This window comes from Caballeronia sp. dw_19 (assembly GCF_018449515.1).
Lineage (GTDB): Bacteria > Pseudomonadota > Gammaproteobacteria > Burkholderiales > Burkholderiaceae > Caballeronia.
Genome location: NZ_JAAVUQ010000006.1, coordinates 243,753 through 262,511, shown reverse-complemented (window position 1 = coordinate 262,511; position 18,759 = coordinate 243,753). Strand labels below are relative to the sequence as shown.

15 protein-coding genes are annotated in these 18,759 nt (G+C 59.0%); 8 read left to right on the top strand and 7 right to left on the bottom strand.

Translation table 11 applies throughout. From position 1 onward, the window contains the following. Positions 1-134: 134 nt before the first annotated feature. From HB376_RS11355 to HB376_RS11335, 5 genes are all read left to right on the top strand, one after another. Entirely contained in the window at positions 135-446 is a 312-nt protein-coding gene (locus HB376_RS11355; RefSeq protein WP_213763749.1) for a DUF4148 domain-containing protein, read from the top strand. 249 nt (positions 447-695) lie between these two features. Next, positions 696-908 carry a DUF4148 domain-containing protein gene (locus HB376_RS11350; protein WP_213763748.1) on the top strand — a complete coding sequence of 71 codons (213 nt, stop codon included), beginning with the start codon at positions 696-698 and terminating at the stop codon, positions 906-908. A 134-nt stretch (positions 909-1,042) separates the two neighbouring features. Further along, the gene (locus tag HB376_RS11345) at positions 1,043-1,723 is read left to right on the top strand and encodes a response regulator transcription factor (protein WP_213763747.1); all 681 of its coding nucleotides are present in this window, start codon (positions 1,043-1,045) and stop codon (positions 1,721-1,723) included. A 57-nt stretch (positions 1,724-1,780) separates the two neighbouring features. Then, complete coding sequence (locus tag HB376_RS11340) at positions 1,781-3,160, top strand: HAMP domain-containing sensor histidine kinase (protein WP_213763859.1); 1,380 nt, start codon at positions 1,781-1,783, stop codon at positions 3,158-3,160. 64 nt (positions 3,161-3,224) lie between these two features. Then, the gene (locus HB376_RS11335; RefSeq protein WP_213763746.1) at positions 3,225-3,956 is read left to right on the top strand and encodes a response regulator transcription factor; all 732 of its coding nucleotides are present in this window, start codon (positions 3,225-3,227) and stop codon (positions 3,954-3,956) included. Positions 3,957-4,368: 412 nt separating this feature from the next. Here HB376_RS11335 and HB376_RS11330 read toward each other — a convergent pair whose 3' ends face one another. Continuing rightward, positions 4,369-4,626, bottom strand: a complete 258-nt coding sequence (locus HB376_RS11330) for a DUF4148 domain-containing protein (protein WP_213763745.1) — start codon at positions 4,624-4,626, stop codon at positions 4,369-4,371. A 372-nt stretch (positions 4,627-4,998) separates the two neighbouring features. Between HB376_RS11330 and HB376_RS11325 the strand changes: the two genes are divergently transcribed. Beyond that, positions 4,999-6,177 (top strand): porin, encoded by a 1,179-nt coding sequence (locus HB376_RS11325; protein WP_213763744.1) that lies wholly within the window; start codon positions 4,999-5,001, stop codon positions 6,175-6,177. A gap of 89 nt (positions 6,178-6,266) precedes the next feature. Here HB376_RS11325 and HB376_RS11320 read toward each other — a convergent pair whose 3' ends face one another. From HB376_RS11320 to HB376_RS11300, 5 genes are all read right to left on the bottom strand, one after another. Continuing rightward, on the bottom strand, positions 6,267-7,682 hold the full coding sequence (locus tag HB376_RS11320) for an efflux transporter outer membrane subunit (protein WP_213763743.1): 1,416 nt from the start codon (positions 7,680-7,682) through the stop codon (positions 6,267-6,269). Continuing rightward, a complete protein-coding gene (locus HB376_RS11315) occupies positions 7,675-8,874 on the bottom strand; it encodes an efflux RND transporter periplasmic adaptor subunit (protein ID WP_213763742.1) in 1,200 nt (399 codons plus the stop codon). The genes HB376_RS11320 and HB376_RS11315 overlap by 8 nt, the downstream gene beginning before the upstream one ends. Then, complete coding sequence (locus HB376_RS11310; RefSeq protein WP_213763741.1) at positions 8,864-12,094, bottom strand: efflux RND transporter permease subunit; 3,231 nt, start codon at positions 12,092-12,094, stop codon at positions 8,864-8,866. Before HB376_RS11310 ends, HB376_RS11315 begins: the two co-directional genes overlap by 11 nt. Positions 12,095-12,347: 253 nt before the next feature. Continuing rightward, positions 12,348-13,022: a response regulator transcription factor gene (locus HB376_RS11305; protein ID WP_213763740.1), complete on the bottom strand. Its 675-nt coding sequence runs from the start codon at positions 13,020-13,022 to the stop codon at positions 12,348-12,350. A gap of 30 nt (positions 13,023-13,052) precedes the next feature. Next, the gene (locus tag HB376_RS11300; protein WP_213763739.1) at positions 13,053-13,976 is read right to left on the bottom strand and encodes a LysR family transcriptional regulator; all 924 of its coding nucleotides are present in this window, start codon (positions 13,974-13,976) and stop codon (positions 13,053-13,055) included. Positions 13,977-14,422: 446 nt separating this feature from the next. On the opposite strand from HB376_RS11300, the gene HB376_RS11295 reads away from it, so the two are divergent. After that, entirely contained in the window at positions 14,423-15,589 is a 1,167-nt protein-coding gene (locus HB376_RS11295) for a porin (protein WP_213763738.1), read from the top strand. A gap of 440 nt (positions 15,590-16,029) precedes the next feature. On the opposite strand, the gene HB376_RS11285 is transcribed toward HB376_RS11295, so the two are convergent. After that, a complete protein-coding gene (locus tag HB376_RS11285) occupies positions 16,030-16,404 on the bottom strand; it encodes a hypothetical protein (protein ID WP_213763736.1) in 375 nt (124 codons plus the stop codon). A 746-nt stretch (positions 16,405-17,150) separates the two neighbouring features. Between HB376_RS11285 and HB376_RS11280 the strand changes: the two genes are divergently transcribed. Further along, positions 17,151-18,713 carry an NADH-quinone oxidoreductase subunit M gene (locus tag HB376_RS11280; RefSeq protein WP_213763735.1) on the top strand — a complete coding sequence of 521 codons (1,563 nt, stop codon included), beginning with the start codon at positions 17,151-17,153 and terminating at the stop codon, positions 18,711-18,713. Positions 18,714-18,759 lie beyond the last annotated feature (46 nt).

Genomic DNA, 18,759 nt, shown 5'->3' with positions numbered 1-18,759 from the left:
TAAATTACTCTTCATGTTACAGCGGACTTTCCGTCGTAATCAGTTCGCTATCCTGAATCTCGTCACCCGTCGCTAGACAAAACCAGCGAGGCGCAGGCGACTACTCAAGACCGATATCTTTACGGAGAACACCCATGAAACGCCTTTCCGCTGCATTGATTACGTTTTCACTCGCCCTTACCAGCGCATCGGCCTTTGCCGCCCCAAGCCTCACGCAGGCTGAATGTCATGACTATCCGTTCACGCAACTCAAGCACACCGTTACGCACAAACAACTGATGCAGGAGTTAAGCGAACTGGAAGCGGTCGGATATCAGCCGACCTCCGACGACAACGAATATCCGGATGATCTACAAACCGCCGAAGTCAAGCTGCATCAGGAGTTCCGTCACGACTGCATGCCGGCGCAGGTCGCAGGCGATCCCGCCAGTCCGTCCACGAACTAAGTCCTGAGCGTTGCCTCTGGACAACCGGCCGTGGACGAAGCAAGCCGGCAATTCGACCTGTCGCACCAAGCAATGGTTCGCAAACATTTCAATGTTGTCTTAGAGGCTTTCCCCTAAGCGAATTTCAGTAAATATCTTTTCATGAAGCAGATGACGGACCGTTAAGGGTCACCGCGTAGTCTCAACATCGTCGCAACGCCATTAGCGGACAGCGACGCTTAATTCACCCGATTTCCCAGGAGTAGCGACATGAAAAAATTTTTTTTCGCAGCCAGTCTTCTCTCATGCGCAGTGTGTTCTTCGGCATTTGCCCAGTCACCGGCGAAACCTGCTCAAGACCAATCGTGGAAGCCGCCGGTCTCGACGCTCACCCGCGCGCAGGTTGAGCGCTCGCTTGTTCACGCTGAAAAAGACGGTCAGCTTAATTACCTCGATTCGGTGGTTTATCGCGGCGGCCACTAAGGTCAGGCACCTTTCTGATGCCTGTCCGTCAATTCCATTCGCCGATCTCATCGAGTCGGTTGTGGCATCATTTACCCTCTGGTAGTGCAGACGGCACCCGGTTTTTCGCCGGTGCCGACTTTGGATTGGGAACAATGACGACACGAGTGCTCACGGTAGAGGACGATCCGCTAGCAGCGAATGAGATCGTGGCAGAGCTTGAAAAATGCGGGTTCGAGGTGGACTGGGTGGATAACGGACCCGACGGTCTTGCCCGTGCGATGAGCGGCGACTATGACGTGATCATGCTCGATCGCATGCTCCCGGGACTCGACGGCCTGACTATTCTCACCACTTTACGAACGGTTGGCATACAGGCACCGGTGTTGATGCTAAGCGCGCTTGGCGACGTAGATGAGCGTATTCGCGGCCTGCGCGCAGGCGGTGACGACTACCTGACCAAGCCGTTTAATTCAGACGAACTCACAGCACGTCTCGAAGTACTGCTGCGACGCCGGCGCGAGACGCCCACACGCAATGAAACAACGCTGAATGCAGGACCGCTCCTCATCGATCTGATTTTGCGCAAGGTGACGCGCGACGGCATTGAAGTGTCGTTGCTGCCAACCGAGTATCGGATCCTGGAGTTCATGATGCGGCACGCCGGTCAAACCATCACTCGCACCATGCTGTTCGAAGCGGTGTGGGGTTATCACTTCGATCCCGGCACCAATCTGATTGACGTTCACATGGGACGCTTGCGCAAGAAGATCGATCCCCCCGGTGCCAAAGCAACGATTCAGACCGTGCGCGGTTCGGGCTACATCCTGACGTGATCCCTCTCCTATAAGAACACCTTGGCTGACTCAACGAATCGAACGCATCCCGTAGAAATGGGGCGCCGCTGGCATAACACGACCTTCAGGTGGCTTTCGGTCTACGCCGTCATCTTCGCGCTGTCGGTCATGGTGCTGATCGGATTTATCGGCTGGTCCGCAACCACTCGCATGGAGTTCGATGCGGACTCGGTGTTGCATTGGCAGATCTTCTACTTCGGGTCCATTGAGGACCAGGCACTTCCGGCGACCATTTATCGGCGCACGGAAGGCGAACACCTGAATACCAATTACTTTGGGCTGTTTGCCCCCGACGGCACCCATCTCGCCGGCGATATCCGCGTGCTGCCGCCGGACCTGCCGCTCGATCGTCAAGGTCATACGCTCAACGATAGCCTGATCGTCGCCAACCAGGCGAAGTCGCCGGTCGTTCGAGCCGTGGGCGTGCGTCGGCACAGCGGCGAACAGATCGTGGTGGCCCGCGATCTCACGCACGTGCTGGCTGTTCGCGAGACAATGATCAACGCATTGGTTGGCGGTGGCCTGTTCTGCTTGCTGGTGAGCATAGCCAGTGGCTTGTTGCTCAACCTGCGGCAGATGCGGCGTGTGCGCGATATTCGTAACGTAACCTTGCGGATCGCAGAGGGTGACCTGAACCGGCGTTTGCCGATCGGCGGCCGAGACGAGTTGGACATGCTCGCGCATCTGGTGAATCACATGCTCGAGGAAATCGAACGGCTGATGACGGAGGTCAAGAGCGCGTGCGACGGAATAGCCCATGACTTGCGTACCCCGGCCGCGCATATCCGCACCTTGCTCGCCAACGTGGCCGAACGCATGCACGTGATCCAGGACGACGGCGTCGCGCAAATGCTCGATCGTGCGCGAGTCGAGGCCGATATGCTGCTCGACCGTTTCGGTGCGATGCTCCGCATTTCGGAGATTGGCGCCTTGAAGCGGCGTGGCGGATTCTCTTCAGTGGATCTCACTACGCTGGTTCATGAATTAAGCGAACTGTATAACCCGCTCGCCGAGGACCGGGGAATTAGCTGGGCGGTTGTGGTCGAACAGGTTCCCGCTGTCCATGGCGATCGCGCGTTGCTATTCGAAGCATTCAGTAACTTGCTCGACAACGCGATCAAGTTCGCGCCGGACAACGGGGCCGTGCGTATTGAACTGACGGATCATCCGCAGGGCGCCCTACTGGTCATTTCGGATAATGGTCCAGGTATCCCGGAGCGCGAGCGGGAAGCGGTGTTGCAGCGCTTCTACCGAGCCGATCAGACGCGTCATCTGGCAGGCTCGGGACTCGGTCTCAGCATTGTGTCGGCCGTGATGCGGCTGCACGATTTCGCGCTTCGTGTGGGCGCCAATGGGACCGGTACCACCCCCGGCACGACGATGACGGTTGAATGCTGGCCCCACGCGCTCGAATGATGCGCGTGCTGATTGCCGGCCCTGATTACCCGATCAACCGATTAACCGAGTAAGAGCCACCCCTATGCGCGTTCTGCTCATTTCCACCGTCTGCACTGAAGGCGCTTATTTGCATAAGGCTTTACGCGAAAGCGCGCACAGCCTGCAAATGACCGACGATCTACGCGACGGGCTTCATCTCGCGTCGCAAGACACCTTTGACGCGGTGCTGATCGTAGCCGTCGATACTGAATCCATCTGCAACCTGGCTACGCTGTTGTCCGAGTTCGCGCGTTTGCCGGGTTCGCCCGCGATCCTGGTCGTGCTCGGACGCGCGACGCCTGTAGAGAGAGCGCGCATGCTGCGCGCGGGTGCGGACGCGTGCTTCGTGCAGCCGTATTCGTTTATCGAAATGCAGGAACGTATGCTGGCGTTGCATCGATCGTCGGTGCAGGGCGTGGGCGACCCCACGCTTGACCTTTCGCTGAGGCTGGATCCACTTACGCGGGAGCTGGTGGAAGGAGACAAGCGTTTCCCCCTGACCAAGCGCGAGTTCCTGTTGGTTGAGTCGCTGCTGCGCCAGCCCGATGCCCCCGTCGCGCGCGACCAGTTGATTCGGTATGCGTGGCCCGACAAGGACGTCGTGGATCCGTCGAGCGTTAACCTGGTTGTCTCGCGGCTGCGCCGCAAGCTTGAGTTGCATACCTTCGGTGCGCGTCTTGAAACCGTCAGCCGCTTCGGTTATCAGATCATCACGACCCAACCGCCGCCGGTTCTCGCCTTGTCCGTTTCTCGATCGAACCTTGGAAATGCGTAAGCGCGATGCTCCCGTGTAGGGAGTTCGCGCTTTCACGCTTTCATTGCGCTAGTGTCAGACGAGATCAGGAACCGAAGAAGGGTTGGCAGTAATCCACCGGTCCCACACAAGCATTAGGATCGGTCGATGCGCCTTGCATCGACGCGCAACCCGCCAATGAAAAGCCCAACGCCAGCGCGCAAAGCGGCAATCGTAAGGAAGCGAGTATGCGTCTTAAGCGGCTCATGACATCACCTTGGCGAACACGCCTGTCATTCGAATCTATGGTTTGAACGTTCGCATTGCGGCGAACCAGGATGTGGGCCGGCAGTGCGTGACGGAAGGCGTGAAGCTGCGGCGGCGGAACCGGAAACGGTCGTCACACACAAGCTCATTCCATCCGTCACGGCAAGTGGCAATCGACGCTCCATGCCTAGTGATGCCAGTACAACGTGCGGTTCAGGTAATCGAGTTGGCCATCCTGCTCAGACTTCACGAGGTCCTGATAAACCTCCGCGCGTGTTTTAGGCGCAATGGTCTGTCCATCCGGTGGTACCCATTGACCTGCTTGTGCGACGATGACAGGGGCGGGTGCTTGAGCAGGGGCTTGAGCCGGCGTCGTGCTCTGGGCAAAGGCTGAGCCCGTGGTGGCCAGGCCGGCAAAAGCGAGGGCGATCATCATGGTCTTCATGGTGCTTTCCTAAAAGTCCGTTTAACGAGTGACCGGGCTTCGATGCAGAGGTGTGATCGTTGTCCGGTGAATGCAGATTAACGAAGCAGCCCTATCGGGAAAGACGCTCAAACGTGAAGAGTTGTTCATGTAGAGAAGCTCATGAAACGCGCAAAAAAACAACTAAATAACATCGGATAGCTAAGTTAAATATTTTGTGTCGGCTTTATAAATTATTCTTCATGAAGTAACGCGATTCCGACACGGCCACGTCATGCCCGCCGCCTAAATTTGCCCCGGTCCGCATGGCGAGTCGGGCGGCTGCACTTCGCCATCCTGTCTCCGCCCTGCCGGGGAGCGGAACAGCAGCCGCATCATTCTGGAATTGCACACATGAACAAAGCGTTGATCGCCTCCTTGAGCCTGATCGCGGCCGCGGTCTCTCAAGCCGCGAACGCACAAAGCAGCGTTACCCTGTACGGCACACTTGATACGGGTATCGACTATATTTCCAACCAGAAATCCTCAACGGGTGGCAATGCCGCGTGGGGCATGCAGAGCGGTAACGTGAGTACGGATCGGTGGGGCCTGAAAGGCACAGAAGATCTTGGCGGTGGTCTGGCGGCCGTGTTCGACCTCGAGAACGGTTTTAACATTGACAGCGGCAAGTTCTCGAACGGCGGCGACGAGTTCGGCCGTCAGGCATGGGTCGGTATTTCAAGCTCCGTTTACGGAACCGTTACGCTGGGGCGCCAGTACGACTCCATGGTGGACTTCGTGGCGCCGCTGTCGGCAACCGGTTCGGGCTTTGGCGGGAACATAGCCGATCACCCGTTCGACAACGACAACCTGAACAACGATTTCCGCATGAACAATGCGGTGAAGTTTCGCAGCGTGAACTACGCCGGGCTCGTGTTCGGCGGTGCGTACGCGTTCAGCAATTCATCGAATGGCTTCAGCAACAACAACGCCTATACGGCGGGCGCGTCGTATAACAACGGTCCTTTGAGTCTGGCTGCAGCATACTTCCAGGCCAACGATCCGGGCGGTGTCACGGCACCGGCTAACACCGGTGGCGCGCTCTCGAGCGGCGACGGCGACGCAACGCTGGTCGGCGGTCGCCAGCGCATCATGGGCGCCGGCGCGCGTTACGTGATTGGTGCCGTGACCATCGGCGCGGTGTTCACGCGCACGACACTCGACGACCCAAGCGAGATCTCACAGGGCGGCTCATACACGGCGCTATCGGGCAACAAGCTCACGTTCAACAACTATGAGTTGAATGCCCGCTATGCACTGACGCCGGCATTGACCCTGGGCGGCTCGTACACGTTCACCGACGGCAAGTTCGACGCCGCCACGTCGAGCCTCTCGCCGAAGTGGAATGCGTTCATGCTGCAAGCGGACTACGCGCTGAGCCGCCGTACCGACGTCTATCTCGAAGGTGTCTACCAGCATGCGACCGGCGCAACGGGGGTGAATGCGTTGGGCAATGCGTCGATCTACAACCTGGCTGCGTCGTCGAACGGCAAACAAGCAGTGGTCGCAGCGGGTGTGCGTCTCCACTTCTGATCCTGTCCGACCAGAGCTTGATGTAAATACGCCGCCGAGGGCCATGAAATACCCCCGGCGGCGTTTTAACTTCTACGGCTGAATATGCCTCAGGCGGGCTTCCCGGTCCATCCACCACCGAGAGCCCGGATCAGGGACACCGAAGCCGTCAGCTGTCGCGTACGCAGGTCCAGCGACGAAATCTGCGCAGTCAGTTCTGTGGTTTGGGCCGTGACGACATCCAGATAGCTCACCACACCGTCGCGATACTGCGACGTCGCCAGCGCGAGCGTCTGCTGCGCGGCGCTCAACGCCTGATCTTCGTTGACTGATTCGTCGCCGAGATGATGCAGCAGCGCCAAGCCGTCCTCGACCTGCTGGAAAGCCACAAGCACGGTCTGCCGGTACTTCGCACCGTTCTCGGCGAGTTCCGCCCGCGAATTCGCCACGGCCGCGCTGCGCTTGCCGCCATCGAAGATCGTGAACAGCAATTGCGGTCCCACCGACCAGATTTCGTTGGGTGCCGCGAGCCAGGGCGAGAAGGTATCGCTTTGATATCCGCCGTCCAGGCCGAGTGAAATGTCGGGGTAGAACGCAGCCTTCGCTACACCGATATTCGCGTTCGCCGCCGCCACGCGCCGTTCCGCCGCCGCAACATCGGGCCTGCGTTGCAAGAGTGTTGAAGGCAGCCCAAGGGGCACGCGGGGCAGATAGTTGAACGCAACGTCCGGCGGCAGGGAGAACGACGATGCCGGCGTTCCGGTGAGCGTCGCGATCGCATGTTCGAGCAGCGCACGGCTCGCCTGGGTATCGTCGGCGGCGGCACGGGCGGATGCAAGTTGCGTCTGCGCCCGCGAGACATCCATGCCGGAGGCGAGGCCGCCGTTGTGACGGCTGACGGTCAGCTTCAGTGCACGCTTATACGTATCGATGGTGTCGTTGAGCAGCTTGGCGCGCTGATCGAGGCCGCGCAGTTCGAAATAGGTCGATGCGAGGCTTGACTGAAGGCTAAGGCGCAGCGACTCGAGATCGTCCGCACTGGCCTCTTCTTGCGAGCGGCCCGCGCTGACCTGATTGCGCACCTTGCCCCACAAATCAAGGTCATAGCCTATACCGACACCCGCCGTCGCCGAGTTGTAAGTCGACGGCTGACCTGTGCCGCGCAACGGCCGGTTATCCGATTGCCGTTGCCGCGAGACATCGGATTCGGCACCAATAGTCGGAAACAGCCCGGAACGCGCTTCCTGAAGGTACGCGCTGGCTTCGTCATGCCGGGCGACTGCTGCCGCCACATTCGGATTGGCTGTCGCGATCTTTGCTTCGAGCCTGCTCAATACCGGATCGCGATACATGGTCCACCAGCCATCACGCGGGATGCGGTCCGCGGGTTTTGCCGGTTGCCAAGGGCCGGCTTCCTTGAAGGTGGTAGGAATCGCCGTGGCGGGCACGGTGTAGGTGGGCGCGAACGAACACGCGTTCAGCGCGACAGCGCAGGCTGCCGCTGCCAGGAGACGGCGCTTAACCATGCTCATGCTCCGGCTGCCCGGTCGCTGCGGTGGCCACGGCAGTCGCGGCGCCGCGCACGAGTTCGCCTTCCGCAAGCGAGTCCGGCGGGTTGTCGATGATCCGGTCGCTCGCTGACAATCCCGATTCAATCAGGACATGGGTACCGAGGTCGGTCGCGATCTTCACGTCTTTCAGATGCACGTGGTTGTTTGGGTCGATGACCGCGACCTGCATGTTGTCAGTACGGAAGATCAGCGTGCTCGCCGGAACCAGCAACGCGCTGCCGGCGTTAGGCAGCGCGAAGTGAACCTGTGTGTATTCCCCGGGCAGCAGCAAGCCCGATGCATTGTCCACCGACAACTGCACGAGCAACGTGCCGGATGCAGGCGTGATGGCGTCGTCCGTGTCGACAAGTTTCGCGTCGAAGGTCATGCCCGGCCGCTCCGGCACAGTCAGCTTGGCAGTGAGTCCGGGCTTGATCGCCGCTGCGTCGCTTTGCGGCACGTTCACATAGAGCCGGAGGCGGCGCGCGTCGGAGACAGCGAACAATTCCGGGCCGGTGCCGCCGCCCGCATCGATCAACGCGCCGATATCGGTTTTGCGCGCCGTGACGATACCGTCAAACGGGGCCGTGATGCGCTTGAACGATTCAAGCGCTTCGAGGCGCGCGACGTTGGCGCGGCTGGCGTCGACCGTGGCCTGCTTCGCGATCAGGTCGCTGGTCTTTTCATCGGCGTCCTGCTGCGAGACCGAGTCCTGCTTCAGCATCTGCGTCCAGCGTTTTGCGGTGGTCGCCGCGAGGTTTTCGTTCGCCACCGTATTGGCGAGGTCGGCCCGTGCCTGTTTCAGTTGCTGATCGAGATCGGGCGTATCGATCAGGCCGAGCAACTGGCCGGCCTTCACGTGCGTGCCGATGTCGGCGGACCACGTTTGCAGATAGCCGGACACGCGGGCATAGATCGGTGCATTGACGAAGGCGGCGAGCTGCCCCGGCAATTCCAGCGACTGCTCGGCCGCAGGCAATTGGGGCGCGACAGTTGCCACGGTCGGTATCGCTTGCGCGTCGGTCCAGGTCGTCAGTTCACGCTCCGCGTGCGAGCGGCTGATGATGCCGTCGGTCACCACGCCCGCGGTAATCAACGCGATGATCACGCTGACCAGCTTCAGATGACGCAAGCGCTTAGGGGAATTGATTTCAATTTCAGTGGACATGCGATTCTCCTGATCCGGAAAGTGGGTGATCCTCTTGAGCCTTTTCATTGCGATGCACGAGGCTGAACACAACAGGCACGAACAGCAGCGTGGCGATGGTGGCGCACATCAGGCCGCCGATCACAGCACGGCCGAGCGGGGCGTTCTGTTCGCCGCCGTCGCCGAGACCCAGTGCCATCGGCAACATGCCGATGATCATCGCGAGTGCGGTCATCAGCACCGGGCGAAACCGCGTGAATCCTGCTTCCATCGCGGCGACCAACGCGTTGCCGGTAATGACCAGCCGTTCGCGGGCGAAGGTGACGACCAGGATGGAGTTCGCCGTGGCCACCCCCATGCAGAGGATCGCGCCCGTTAGCGCCGGGACCGACAATGGCGTGTGCGTAATGAACAGCATCCACACGATGCCCGCGAGCGCCGCCGGCAACGCGGTCACGATCACGAACGCATCACTCCACGAATGGAAGTTCACCACGATCAGCAGGTAGATCAGCACGATTGCCGCGATCAGGCCGAGGCCTAGTCCCATGAATGCGCTGTTCATGGTTTGAAGCTGGCCTCGCACGGTCACTTGCGAACCCTTCGGTACTTCCTTCGCGGTCTGGTGCACGATTGTGTTGATCTGTGCGGCAACGGCGCCGAGATCCCGGCCTTGCGTGGTCGCATAGATGTCGAACAGGGGTTCAATGTTGTAGTGCGAAACAACGGCGTTTCCCACGCCGCGCTTGATCGTCGCAATGCCGCCCAGAATCTGCGCTTCGCCGGTCTTGCCGGTGACCATCAGGTTGCCGAGATCGTTGAGCGACGTCATTCGATATTGCGGCGTTTGCGCGACGACCGCATACGACACACCATTGCGCGGGTTGAGCCAGTAGGTTGGGGCAACCTGACTCGTGCCCGAGAGATTGGCCACTACCGAGTTGGTCACGTCGCCCTCGGTAATGCCCAGTTCGGCGGCACGGGTCCGGTCAACCGAGACGGTGAATTGCGGGTAGGTCGTCGCCTGCTGAATGCGCGTGTCGGCAATGCCCGGGATTAGTTGTACCTTGCGCAGCAGTTGCTGGGCATACGCATAGTTGCCGGCCTGATTCGGACCGGCCACCTGGATATCGATCGGGGCCGGTGAACCGAAGTTAAGAATTTGCGAAATGGTGTCGGCAGGCAGGAACGAGAAGGTCATGCCCGGATATGCACGCGGCAGCAGCCTGCGTAATTTCTTGACATACTCAGCCGTTGGCGCGTGGTCCTCGCCGAGCGAGATGAGGATGTCACCGTCCGACGGTCCCATCGTGCCGCTGTTGTTATACGTCAGGTTGATACCGCTGTTCGGTAAGCCGATATTGTCGATCACAGCACGCAACTGGTTCGGTGGAATAGTCCGGCGAACAGTGGCCTCGACATGATCGAAGAGGTCCGCGGTCTGCTCGATCCGCAAGCCAACCGGACCCCGCACATGCAACGCGATTTCACCCGAGTCGATATTCGGAAAGAAGTTGCGCCCAAGGAATGGCGACAGTAAAAAGGACGCCGCGACCACCGCGAGGAAGCCGATGATGAACAGCTTGCGGCTGCTGAGCGCCATCCCCAGCAGAATGCGGTACATGCCGCGAAAGCGCCCGAACAGTTGTTCAAAGCCGCGCTGGAATCGGACCAGCGGATTTTTCGAAGGCGCATGCTGCATGATGCCGTGCGGGTCCATGCTCGCGGCAAGCTCACCGGATGCATGCCCCCCTGACGCGTGCGGCCGCAGCAGGTACTGCGCCATCATCGGCACGAAGGTTCGTGAGAGCACGAATGAGGCGATCATCGCGAAGATCACGGCCTCGGCCATGGGCACGAACAGGAAACGTGCAATACCGTCGAGCAGCAGCATGGGCACGAACACAATACAGATGCACAGCAGCGAGACGAGGGCAGGCGTCACGATCTGCGCGGCGCCGTCGAGAATAGCGTCCCTGACGGGCTTGCCCTGTTCCAGGTGCCAGTTGATATTTTCGATGGTGACAGTTGCATCATCGACGAGAATACCCACTGCAAGCGCGAGTCCTCCGAGCGTCATGACGTTGAGCGTCTCGCCCATCGCCGACAGCGCCGCAATCGCGGCCAGAACCGCAAGCGGGATGGACGACGCAATGATCAGCGTGGAGCGCCAGCTTCCCAGGAACAACAGGATCATGAGCGAGGTCAGCGCGGCAGCAATGATGCCTTCACGCGCCACGCCGCTCACCGCGCCCTTCACGAATACGGACTGATCGCCCATCGTCACGAGCTTGAGGCCAGGCGGCAGGGTTTCGCGAATCAGCGGTAGCTTCGCCTTGACGCCCGCGATGATGTCGAGCGTCGAGGCCGAACCGTTTTTCAGAATACTCATCAGCACGGCGCGATGGCCGTCGAGACGCACAATATTGCTCTGCGGCGGATTGCCGTCGCGAACGTGTGCGATATCGCGGATATAGATGGTTGCGCCGTTGATCGTCTTGACGGGCAGGTTGTTGAGTTGGTCGAGCGCAAGCGGGCTGTTGTTCAGCTTGATGTTGTATTCGAAGTCGCCGATCTTCTCGGTCCCCGCCGGCACGATCTGGTTCTGCTGCGCCAATGCGTTCGCTACGTCCGTAGCGGACAGCCGGTCCGCCTGCAATGCGTGCGGATCCAGGTCGATCTGCACTTCGCGCGTCTTGCCGCCGTAAGGCGTCGGAATCGCCACTCCGGGTACGCTCAGCAGCGCGGGTCGAATGAAGTTGGTAGCGTAATCGGCAAGCTTCTGCTCATCGAGCGTGTTGCTGGTGAGCGCGATCTGCAGGACCGGAACCGTCGATGCGTTGTAGTTAAGGATCTGGGGTGGCGTAATGCCTGGCGGCATCTGCTTGAGTACCGTCTGCGAAACTGAAGTGACTTGAGCAGTCGCCGTCCGGATATCGACGGTCGGCTGGAAGAAGATCTTGACGATGCCATAACCCCGGAACGACTGCGATTCAATATGCTGGACGTCGTTGACGGTCGTGCCGAGCGTACGTTCGTAGTACGTGACAATCCGGCCCGACATGTCGTCCGGTTGAAGCCCTGCGTAGTTCCAGATGACACTGATGACGGGAATGCGGATATCGGGGAAGATGTCCGTCGGCGTACGGAGTGCCGCGAGCGGACCGATCAACACGATCAGCATCGCCAGCACGATGAACGTATAGGGCCGAGTCAAAGCTAATCGGACAATTTTCAACATTGAGAACGGCTCCGTTCAGGGTGCGCATGATTCGCGCTAACTTAGTGACTTGGTGACTTAACAACATCAGGACATCGGACTGATTGCGCAATGACAGCGCCGGTGTCAGTCATTCTGGAAGGATCGGGTTAACACCCACGCACGGGAAAAATGAAACTAGTTTTAGTTTCGAGAAGGCAAGGGGGACGTGACGAAAATCGAGCGCAGCCACAAGGTGCGGAACACCTTGTGGCTGCGCTCGACGATGAAGAAATTAGTCCAGCAAATAGCCGGAGCCGCGAATGGTGCGGATCGCCGGCCGGCCGCTGGCGTCATCCACTTTCTTTCTCAGGCGGCCGACGTGAACATCGATCAGATTAGTACCAGGATCGAAACGGCAGCCCCATACGCCTTCGAAAATCATGGTTCGCGTGAGCACCTGACCTACATGACGCATCATGAATTCGAGCACGCGAAACTCGGTCGGCTGCAGGTCGAGCACACGGCCGTGAAGCGTGGCGCGGCGGCGCACGAGATTGAGCTCCAGGCCATGCACGCGCAAGACCGTTTCGTCGGATGCGGGTCCCGCCTTGCGTCGAAGCAAGGCTTCCACGCGGGCGCGCATTTCATCGTGAGAGAAAGGCTTGGTGAGATAGTCGTCACCGCCTGCTCGCAGTCCGCGCACGCGGTCATCCACATGGCTCATTGAACTGACGATCAGCACAGGCGTGTCTATGCCGACGCCTCGCATGGTCGTCACAATCGTGAGGCCATCCAGGTCCGGCAACATGCGATCAAGCGTGACGATGTCATAACCGCCGCCAATGGCTTTCGCAATACCGTCGCGGCCCGTGCGGGCAACCTGGACCGTATAGCCCGGTGCGGACAATGCACGTGTCACTTCCTGCGCCATCAGTTCGTCATCTTCTATGGCAAGTACTTTCGGCATTACAACGCGCTCCAGAGTGGGGGATGCACGTCAGGCCGCGGCACGAAGTCCTACCGTGTTATCAGGGGCACGGTACTGGCTCACCGAGAAGTCGATGAAATGCCGGACCTTCGCCGAGAGATAGTTGCGACCCGTATAGAGAATGGACACCTGGCGTACGCCACCCGCAATCTGGAACTGGCCGAGGATGGGCAGCAGGAGGCCTTTCGCCAGATCGTCCTTGACCAGCGGTGCCGGCAACAACGCGATCCCCATGTCCGCCAGCGCTGCCGAACGCACCGTTGCACTGCTGGTTGCGTGCAGCGCATTTCCGGTCGCCACGCGATACACGCCGTTCTGATCCGAGAATTCCCAATTACGCGCGGAGCCGTCGGAGATCGACAGCAGATGATGATGCGCGAGCGCTGCGGGATTCACGGGCGTGCCGTTCTGGGAGAGATAACCGGGCGAAGCGACCGTGACCTCCTTGAACGCGGTGAGATGACGGCAGACCAGCGACGAGTTCGGCAGGTTGCGATCGGCAGAAAAACCGACATCGAAACCTCCCTCGATTAACTCGATCGGCGAGTCGTAGGTCGTCACATCAAAGCCAATGCGCGGATACGCTGCACGATACGCCGCGAGCAGATTGCTCAAGCCGCACGCGGCGTAGGTCGTCGACGCCGCCACGCGCAACGTTCCGCTGAGATCGCGGGTTGAGCGCACGAGGCTCTCTTCAATCGTATCGAGTTGCTGGATGATCGTGCGGCAACCGTCCACATAGGACTGTCCCGCTTCGGTCAACGAGAGCCGACGCGTGGAGCGATTCAGGAGGCGCATGTTCAGGTGCGCTTCCAGCATGCTGATGCTACGGGTGACTGCTGCGGCCGACATGCCGAGTTGCTTGGCGGCCAGACTGAAGCTGGTGAGATCGACCACGCGGGTGAACACGCGCATTGCTTGTAGCTGATTCATGACGGGCAGCCTGTATCGATTTGACTGACCGCATGATCTGCTACGTGACGTAACAAGGACGCGCCTGCTTTATTAAGTCTTTTTTAACTTTGTCGGCCGTTCTTAAGGCAACCATAAATCAATGGCGTGGCGCATTCGATACACGCAAACCCTCGATGATGGGAATGCCACAAAACAAGAACAGCGCTCAAACCTAGCGCACGTCTGCCTTCGCGCTGATCGCCCAAGCCTTGCTTTCGAAAACTGAAAATCTGTCATTCAGTTCGACCACGCTGCCTGGCGACGCTCGCTCCGTAGACTTCGATGCTCTGAGGTCAGGGCCGCACTCAACGCTGCATGTCCTCCCGCTCGAAGCATTGCCTGCTTCGCTTAAGCGTACGGCCGAAGTCACGCAGCGTTGCAAGCTGCCTCCTGACCCGGAACCCGTTATCTATGTGGAGTTCAAGATGAAGAAAGTTCTGTTGGCTGCAACTATTTCCAGCCTGTTCGCAGTAGCCGCTCACGCGCAAAGCAGCGTCACGCTGTATGGCGTGATCGATGCCGGGGTGGTGTATGCGAACAACTCGCACACGCCGGGTTCGGCCTCGTCGGGCCAATCGTGGGGTGTGGGTAGCGGCAACGTCAGCGACACGCTGTGGGGCTTGAAGGGCAGCGAAGACCTGGGTGGCGGCATGCACGCCATCTTCAAGTTGGAAGATGGCTTCAACGTGAACAACGGCGCGTTCTCGCAGTCGAATGAGATCTTCGGCCGTCAGGCATATGTTGGTTTGCAATCGAACCAGTACGGTACGGTGACGCTCGGCAAGCAATACGATTCCACGGTTGATTATCTGGCGCCGCTGTCGGAAGCCGGCCAGGGTCTGGGCAACAACCTTGCCGCCCACCCGTTCGATAACGACAATCTGGACAATAGCTTCAGCATCAGCAACTCGGTGAAGTTCGCGAGCATTGATTACGCCGGTTTCAAGTTCGGCGGTTTGTACGGCTTTTCGAACAAGGCGGGCGCATTCTCGGACAATCGCGCTTATAGCGCGGGCGCGTCTTACTCCAATGGCCCGTTGAGCTTCGCTGCGTCGTATTTGCAGATCAACAATCCCGGCCAGGGCGACAACGCGAATGGTGCAGTGTCGGGAGCGAATAACACATCAACGTTCGTCGCCGCGCGTCAACGCACGTTCGGCGGTGGTGTCAACTACGCTTTCGGCCCGGCCACGGTGGGATTCGTGTACACGCACACGAAGCTTGACGGCCTCGATGCGATCAACATGAACGACGGTTATACGGCCTTGTCGGGTAACAGTCTGCGTCTGGACAACTACGAAGTGAATACGCGTTACGCGTTGACACCGGCGATGAGTCTCGAAGGCGCTTACACGTTCACGAACGGCTCGTTCAACACGGCGGCCGGCGATGCTAAGCCGAAGTATCACCAGTTCTCGCTGCTTGCAGACTATGACTTGAGCAAACGCACCGACGTATATGCGGAAGGCGTGTTTCAACACGCGTCGGGTGGCGACGGCACGGCGTTGGGTGATGCAGCGATCAACGGCCTGAGCCCGTCTACAACGGACAAGCAAGTGGCCGTAACGGTCGGCATGCGTCACCGGTTCTAAGTCGCTGGGCGTGAGTGAGTAAATGATCGACGCCGCGTGGTTTCATGCGGCGTCGTTTTTTTGCTTGTAGATGGGTATGCGGGGCGGATAAAAAAACTAAAGGCTAGCCGACAAGGAAATCGGCTAGCCTTAAAGTTCTTAGCGGCTTGTTGCATCGAAGTTTAAAGATTTTCGATCGTCCAGCATTGCAGTTAGCGATGTCTCGGCAATGCTGCACTCCCGATTCAGCGGACGTGATGAACCTGCGGGCCTGAAGACCCACGCACCTGCCTTGAAGGACACGAACGAAAGGGCGCATTGCCCCGGACCTTCGGCGCGCGCCCGTCTCCATTTCTGCTCCTGATAGCAGTAGCGGGCTGTTTCGCGCCACATCACAGCCAACGTGTTGGCAGTGGGGTGACTCAGCACACGTACGACAAACGTGCCGGCGGCACGCGTGTTCAACTCGGTATCTGGCTCACTTCAAACGACTGTGGCACCGGCTTGACGATAGCGTCCTGCAGGCGCTCGAGGCTCGACTGAGGAATCGCAAAGCCAGCCCAACCGAGCCCGGTATGACGCAGCAGCAGCACGACCCCGTCGAACAACGGATTCTTGTCCAGATACCAGCACGGATCAATTTCGATCACATAGTTATGCGTGCGCGACGGTTCGTGCGGCAAGGCCGGCGACAGCCCCGAGCGAATCTGGCCAAGACGTTCTATCAGCAGGTCGACGTCATCGACATCGAGGATTGCCGCGTTCGATCCAATATCGAAGCGTACTGCCTGACGCCCGGAATCGTGGACCGCCTCGACTAATAGTGTTTGGTACATCGCGAAACTCCCAATGTGTAATCGGTCCATTCATTATGTAATTTCGCGACTTGCGAAATCTGAAACAACGCTATCGGAGAATGAAGTTTTTTTTAGATTTGACCGGATCGTGGGCGCTGCTGCGGTCGCTGCAGGCCGCTTGCCGGCCAACAATGGGTGAGTGGTTCGGCGAAATACATAGTCATACGAAGTAAATGACACTGAAGATCTGGAACGAAATGACGATTCCCGGGCCGACTCGGCCCGGCGTTTTCGCGGTACGTCCGAATCCCGTCTAGCAGCGTAGAGGTGCTTCACCTATACCGACGCTGAACGGATCTGATTTTCCGTGACAGTGAAACGAAAGCACGACTGTAAGAAACGTTCGAGATAGCCCCACGGGTTTTCAACCCGCCGGATGCTCGTCGAGACGTCCCATATTGCGGGTCATGCTTCCGAAAAATATTGTGCGTTCGCACATTTTTATGGTCCATCGGACGTCATGAAACACTTTTAAATCAAGCCACAAGCCTGCATCACGAAAAATTCATCACTGTTGCGCTGCAAAATATTTGTGACTGAATTATGCTCGTTAACCCTTACGCAGGATGCTCGTACTCGCTGGCGAGCTTTCGTTTCCTTACGTCCACGGTTTAACGACAGACCGGGGGAAACAGGCTAACGATTGACTTTCATTCTTTCACACTTAGTAGCGGATTTGCCCCAGGCAGTGCCGATTAGCGCTCAAACAAGGTCTTATCTCAGCGATGTCATCCTTACCGCTTCTCAGTCTTGCCATTTGGCTTCCAATCATCTTTGGCGTCGCGATCCTCAGGATCGGGTCCGACCGCAACCCGATGCCTGCGCGCTGGCTCGCGCTTGCCGGGTCGGCCGTCTGCTTCGTCGTCACGCTGCCGCTGGTCAGCGGATTTGAAACCCATTCTGCTGCGATGCAGTTCGTCGAACGCGTGAACTGGCTGCCGGCTTTCGATATCTCGTATCACCTCGGTGTCGATGGCATCTCGATGTGGCTCACGGTGCTCACCGCGTTCACGACGCTGATCGTGACCATTGCTTCGTGGAACGTGATCACGGTGCGCGTTGCGCAATATCTCGCGTCGTTCATGTTTCTGTCGGGCCTGATGATCGGGACCTTCGCCTCGCTCGACGGCATGCTGTTCTTCGTCTTTTTCGAAGCGACGCTGATTCCCATGTATTTGCTGATTGGCTCCTGGGGCGGAACCGGACGCGTGCTTGCGGCCGTCAAGTTCTTCTTCTTTTCGCTGGTTGGCTCGCTGATGATGCTGATGGCGATGTTGAATCTGTATCAGCAATCGCATACCTTCGACCTCGCCAGCTGGCAGGCGCTGCCCATGAGCTTCACGCCGCAGGTGCTGGTGTTCATCGCGTTCTTTGCGGCCTTTGCCGTCAAGGTTCCGATGTGGCCGATCCATACATGGCTGCCACAGGTCCACCTTGAAGCGCCCACGGGCGCTTCGGTCGTGCTCGGCATGTTGAAGCTCGGCGCATACGGCTTCCTCCGGTTCGCGTTGCCTGTCACGCCGGACGTGGCGCATTTCTTTTCGCCGGTGATCATCGTGCTGTCGTTGATTGCGGTGATCTATGCAAGCCTGGTCGCGCTGGCGCAAACGGACATGAGCAAGCTGCTCGCGTACTCGGCCATCGCGCACATGGGGCTCGTCACGTTGGGGCTGTTCCTGTTCAACGACATCGGCTTGGACGGCGCCATCGTGCAGATGATTTCGTATGGCTTTGTCTCGGGCGCGATGTTTCTGTGCATCGGCATTCTGTGGGAGCGGATGCACACGCGTTCAATGGATGCCTACGGCGGCGTCGCCAACGTGATGCCGCGTTTCGCGGTCTTCGCCATGCTGTTTTCGATGGCTAATGTAGGCTTGCCCGGCACCTCGGGTTTTGTCGGCGAATTCATGGTCATCATGGGTGCGGTCAAGTTCAATTTCTGGATCGGAGCGCTGGCTTGCACGACGCTGATCCTGAGCGCTTCGTACACGCTGTGGATGTACAAGCGAACCATCTACGGACCGGTCGGCAATGCGGGCGTAGCCGGTCTCGGCGATCTCGGCAAACGCGAGTTTGGGATGCTGGGTGCGCTCGCGGTGCTGGTGCTGGCGATCGGCGTTTATCCGAAACCGCTGACCGATTCTATCGATGCATCCGCTGCCAATCTGCTCAAGCAAGCTGATGAGTCGAAGCAACCGCACACGGACTATCTCCCCGGGCCAGACACAGGACTGCACGCGTCGATTCACTCGCCGGCACCGTTTCTGGTTCGTGCAAAAGGGTTTTAGTGCTTGAGGAACGTGAGGCGCATCGCGCTGGATTCGGCGAAGGCCT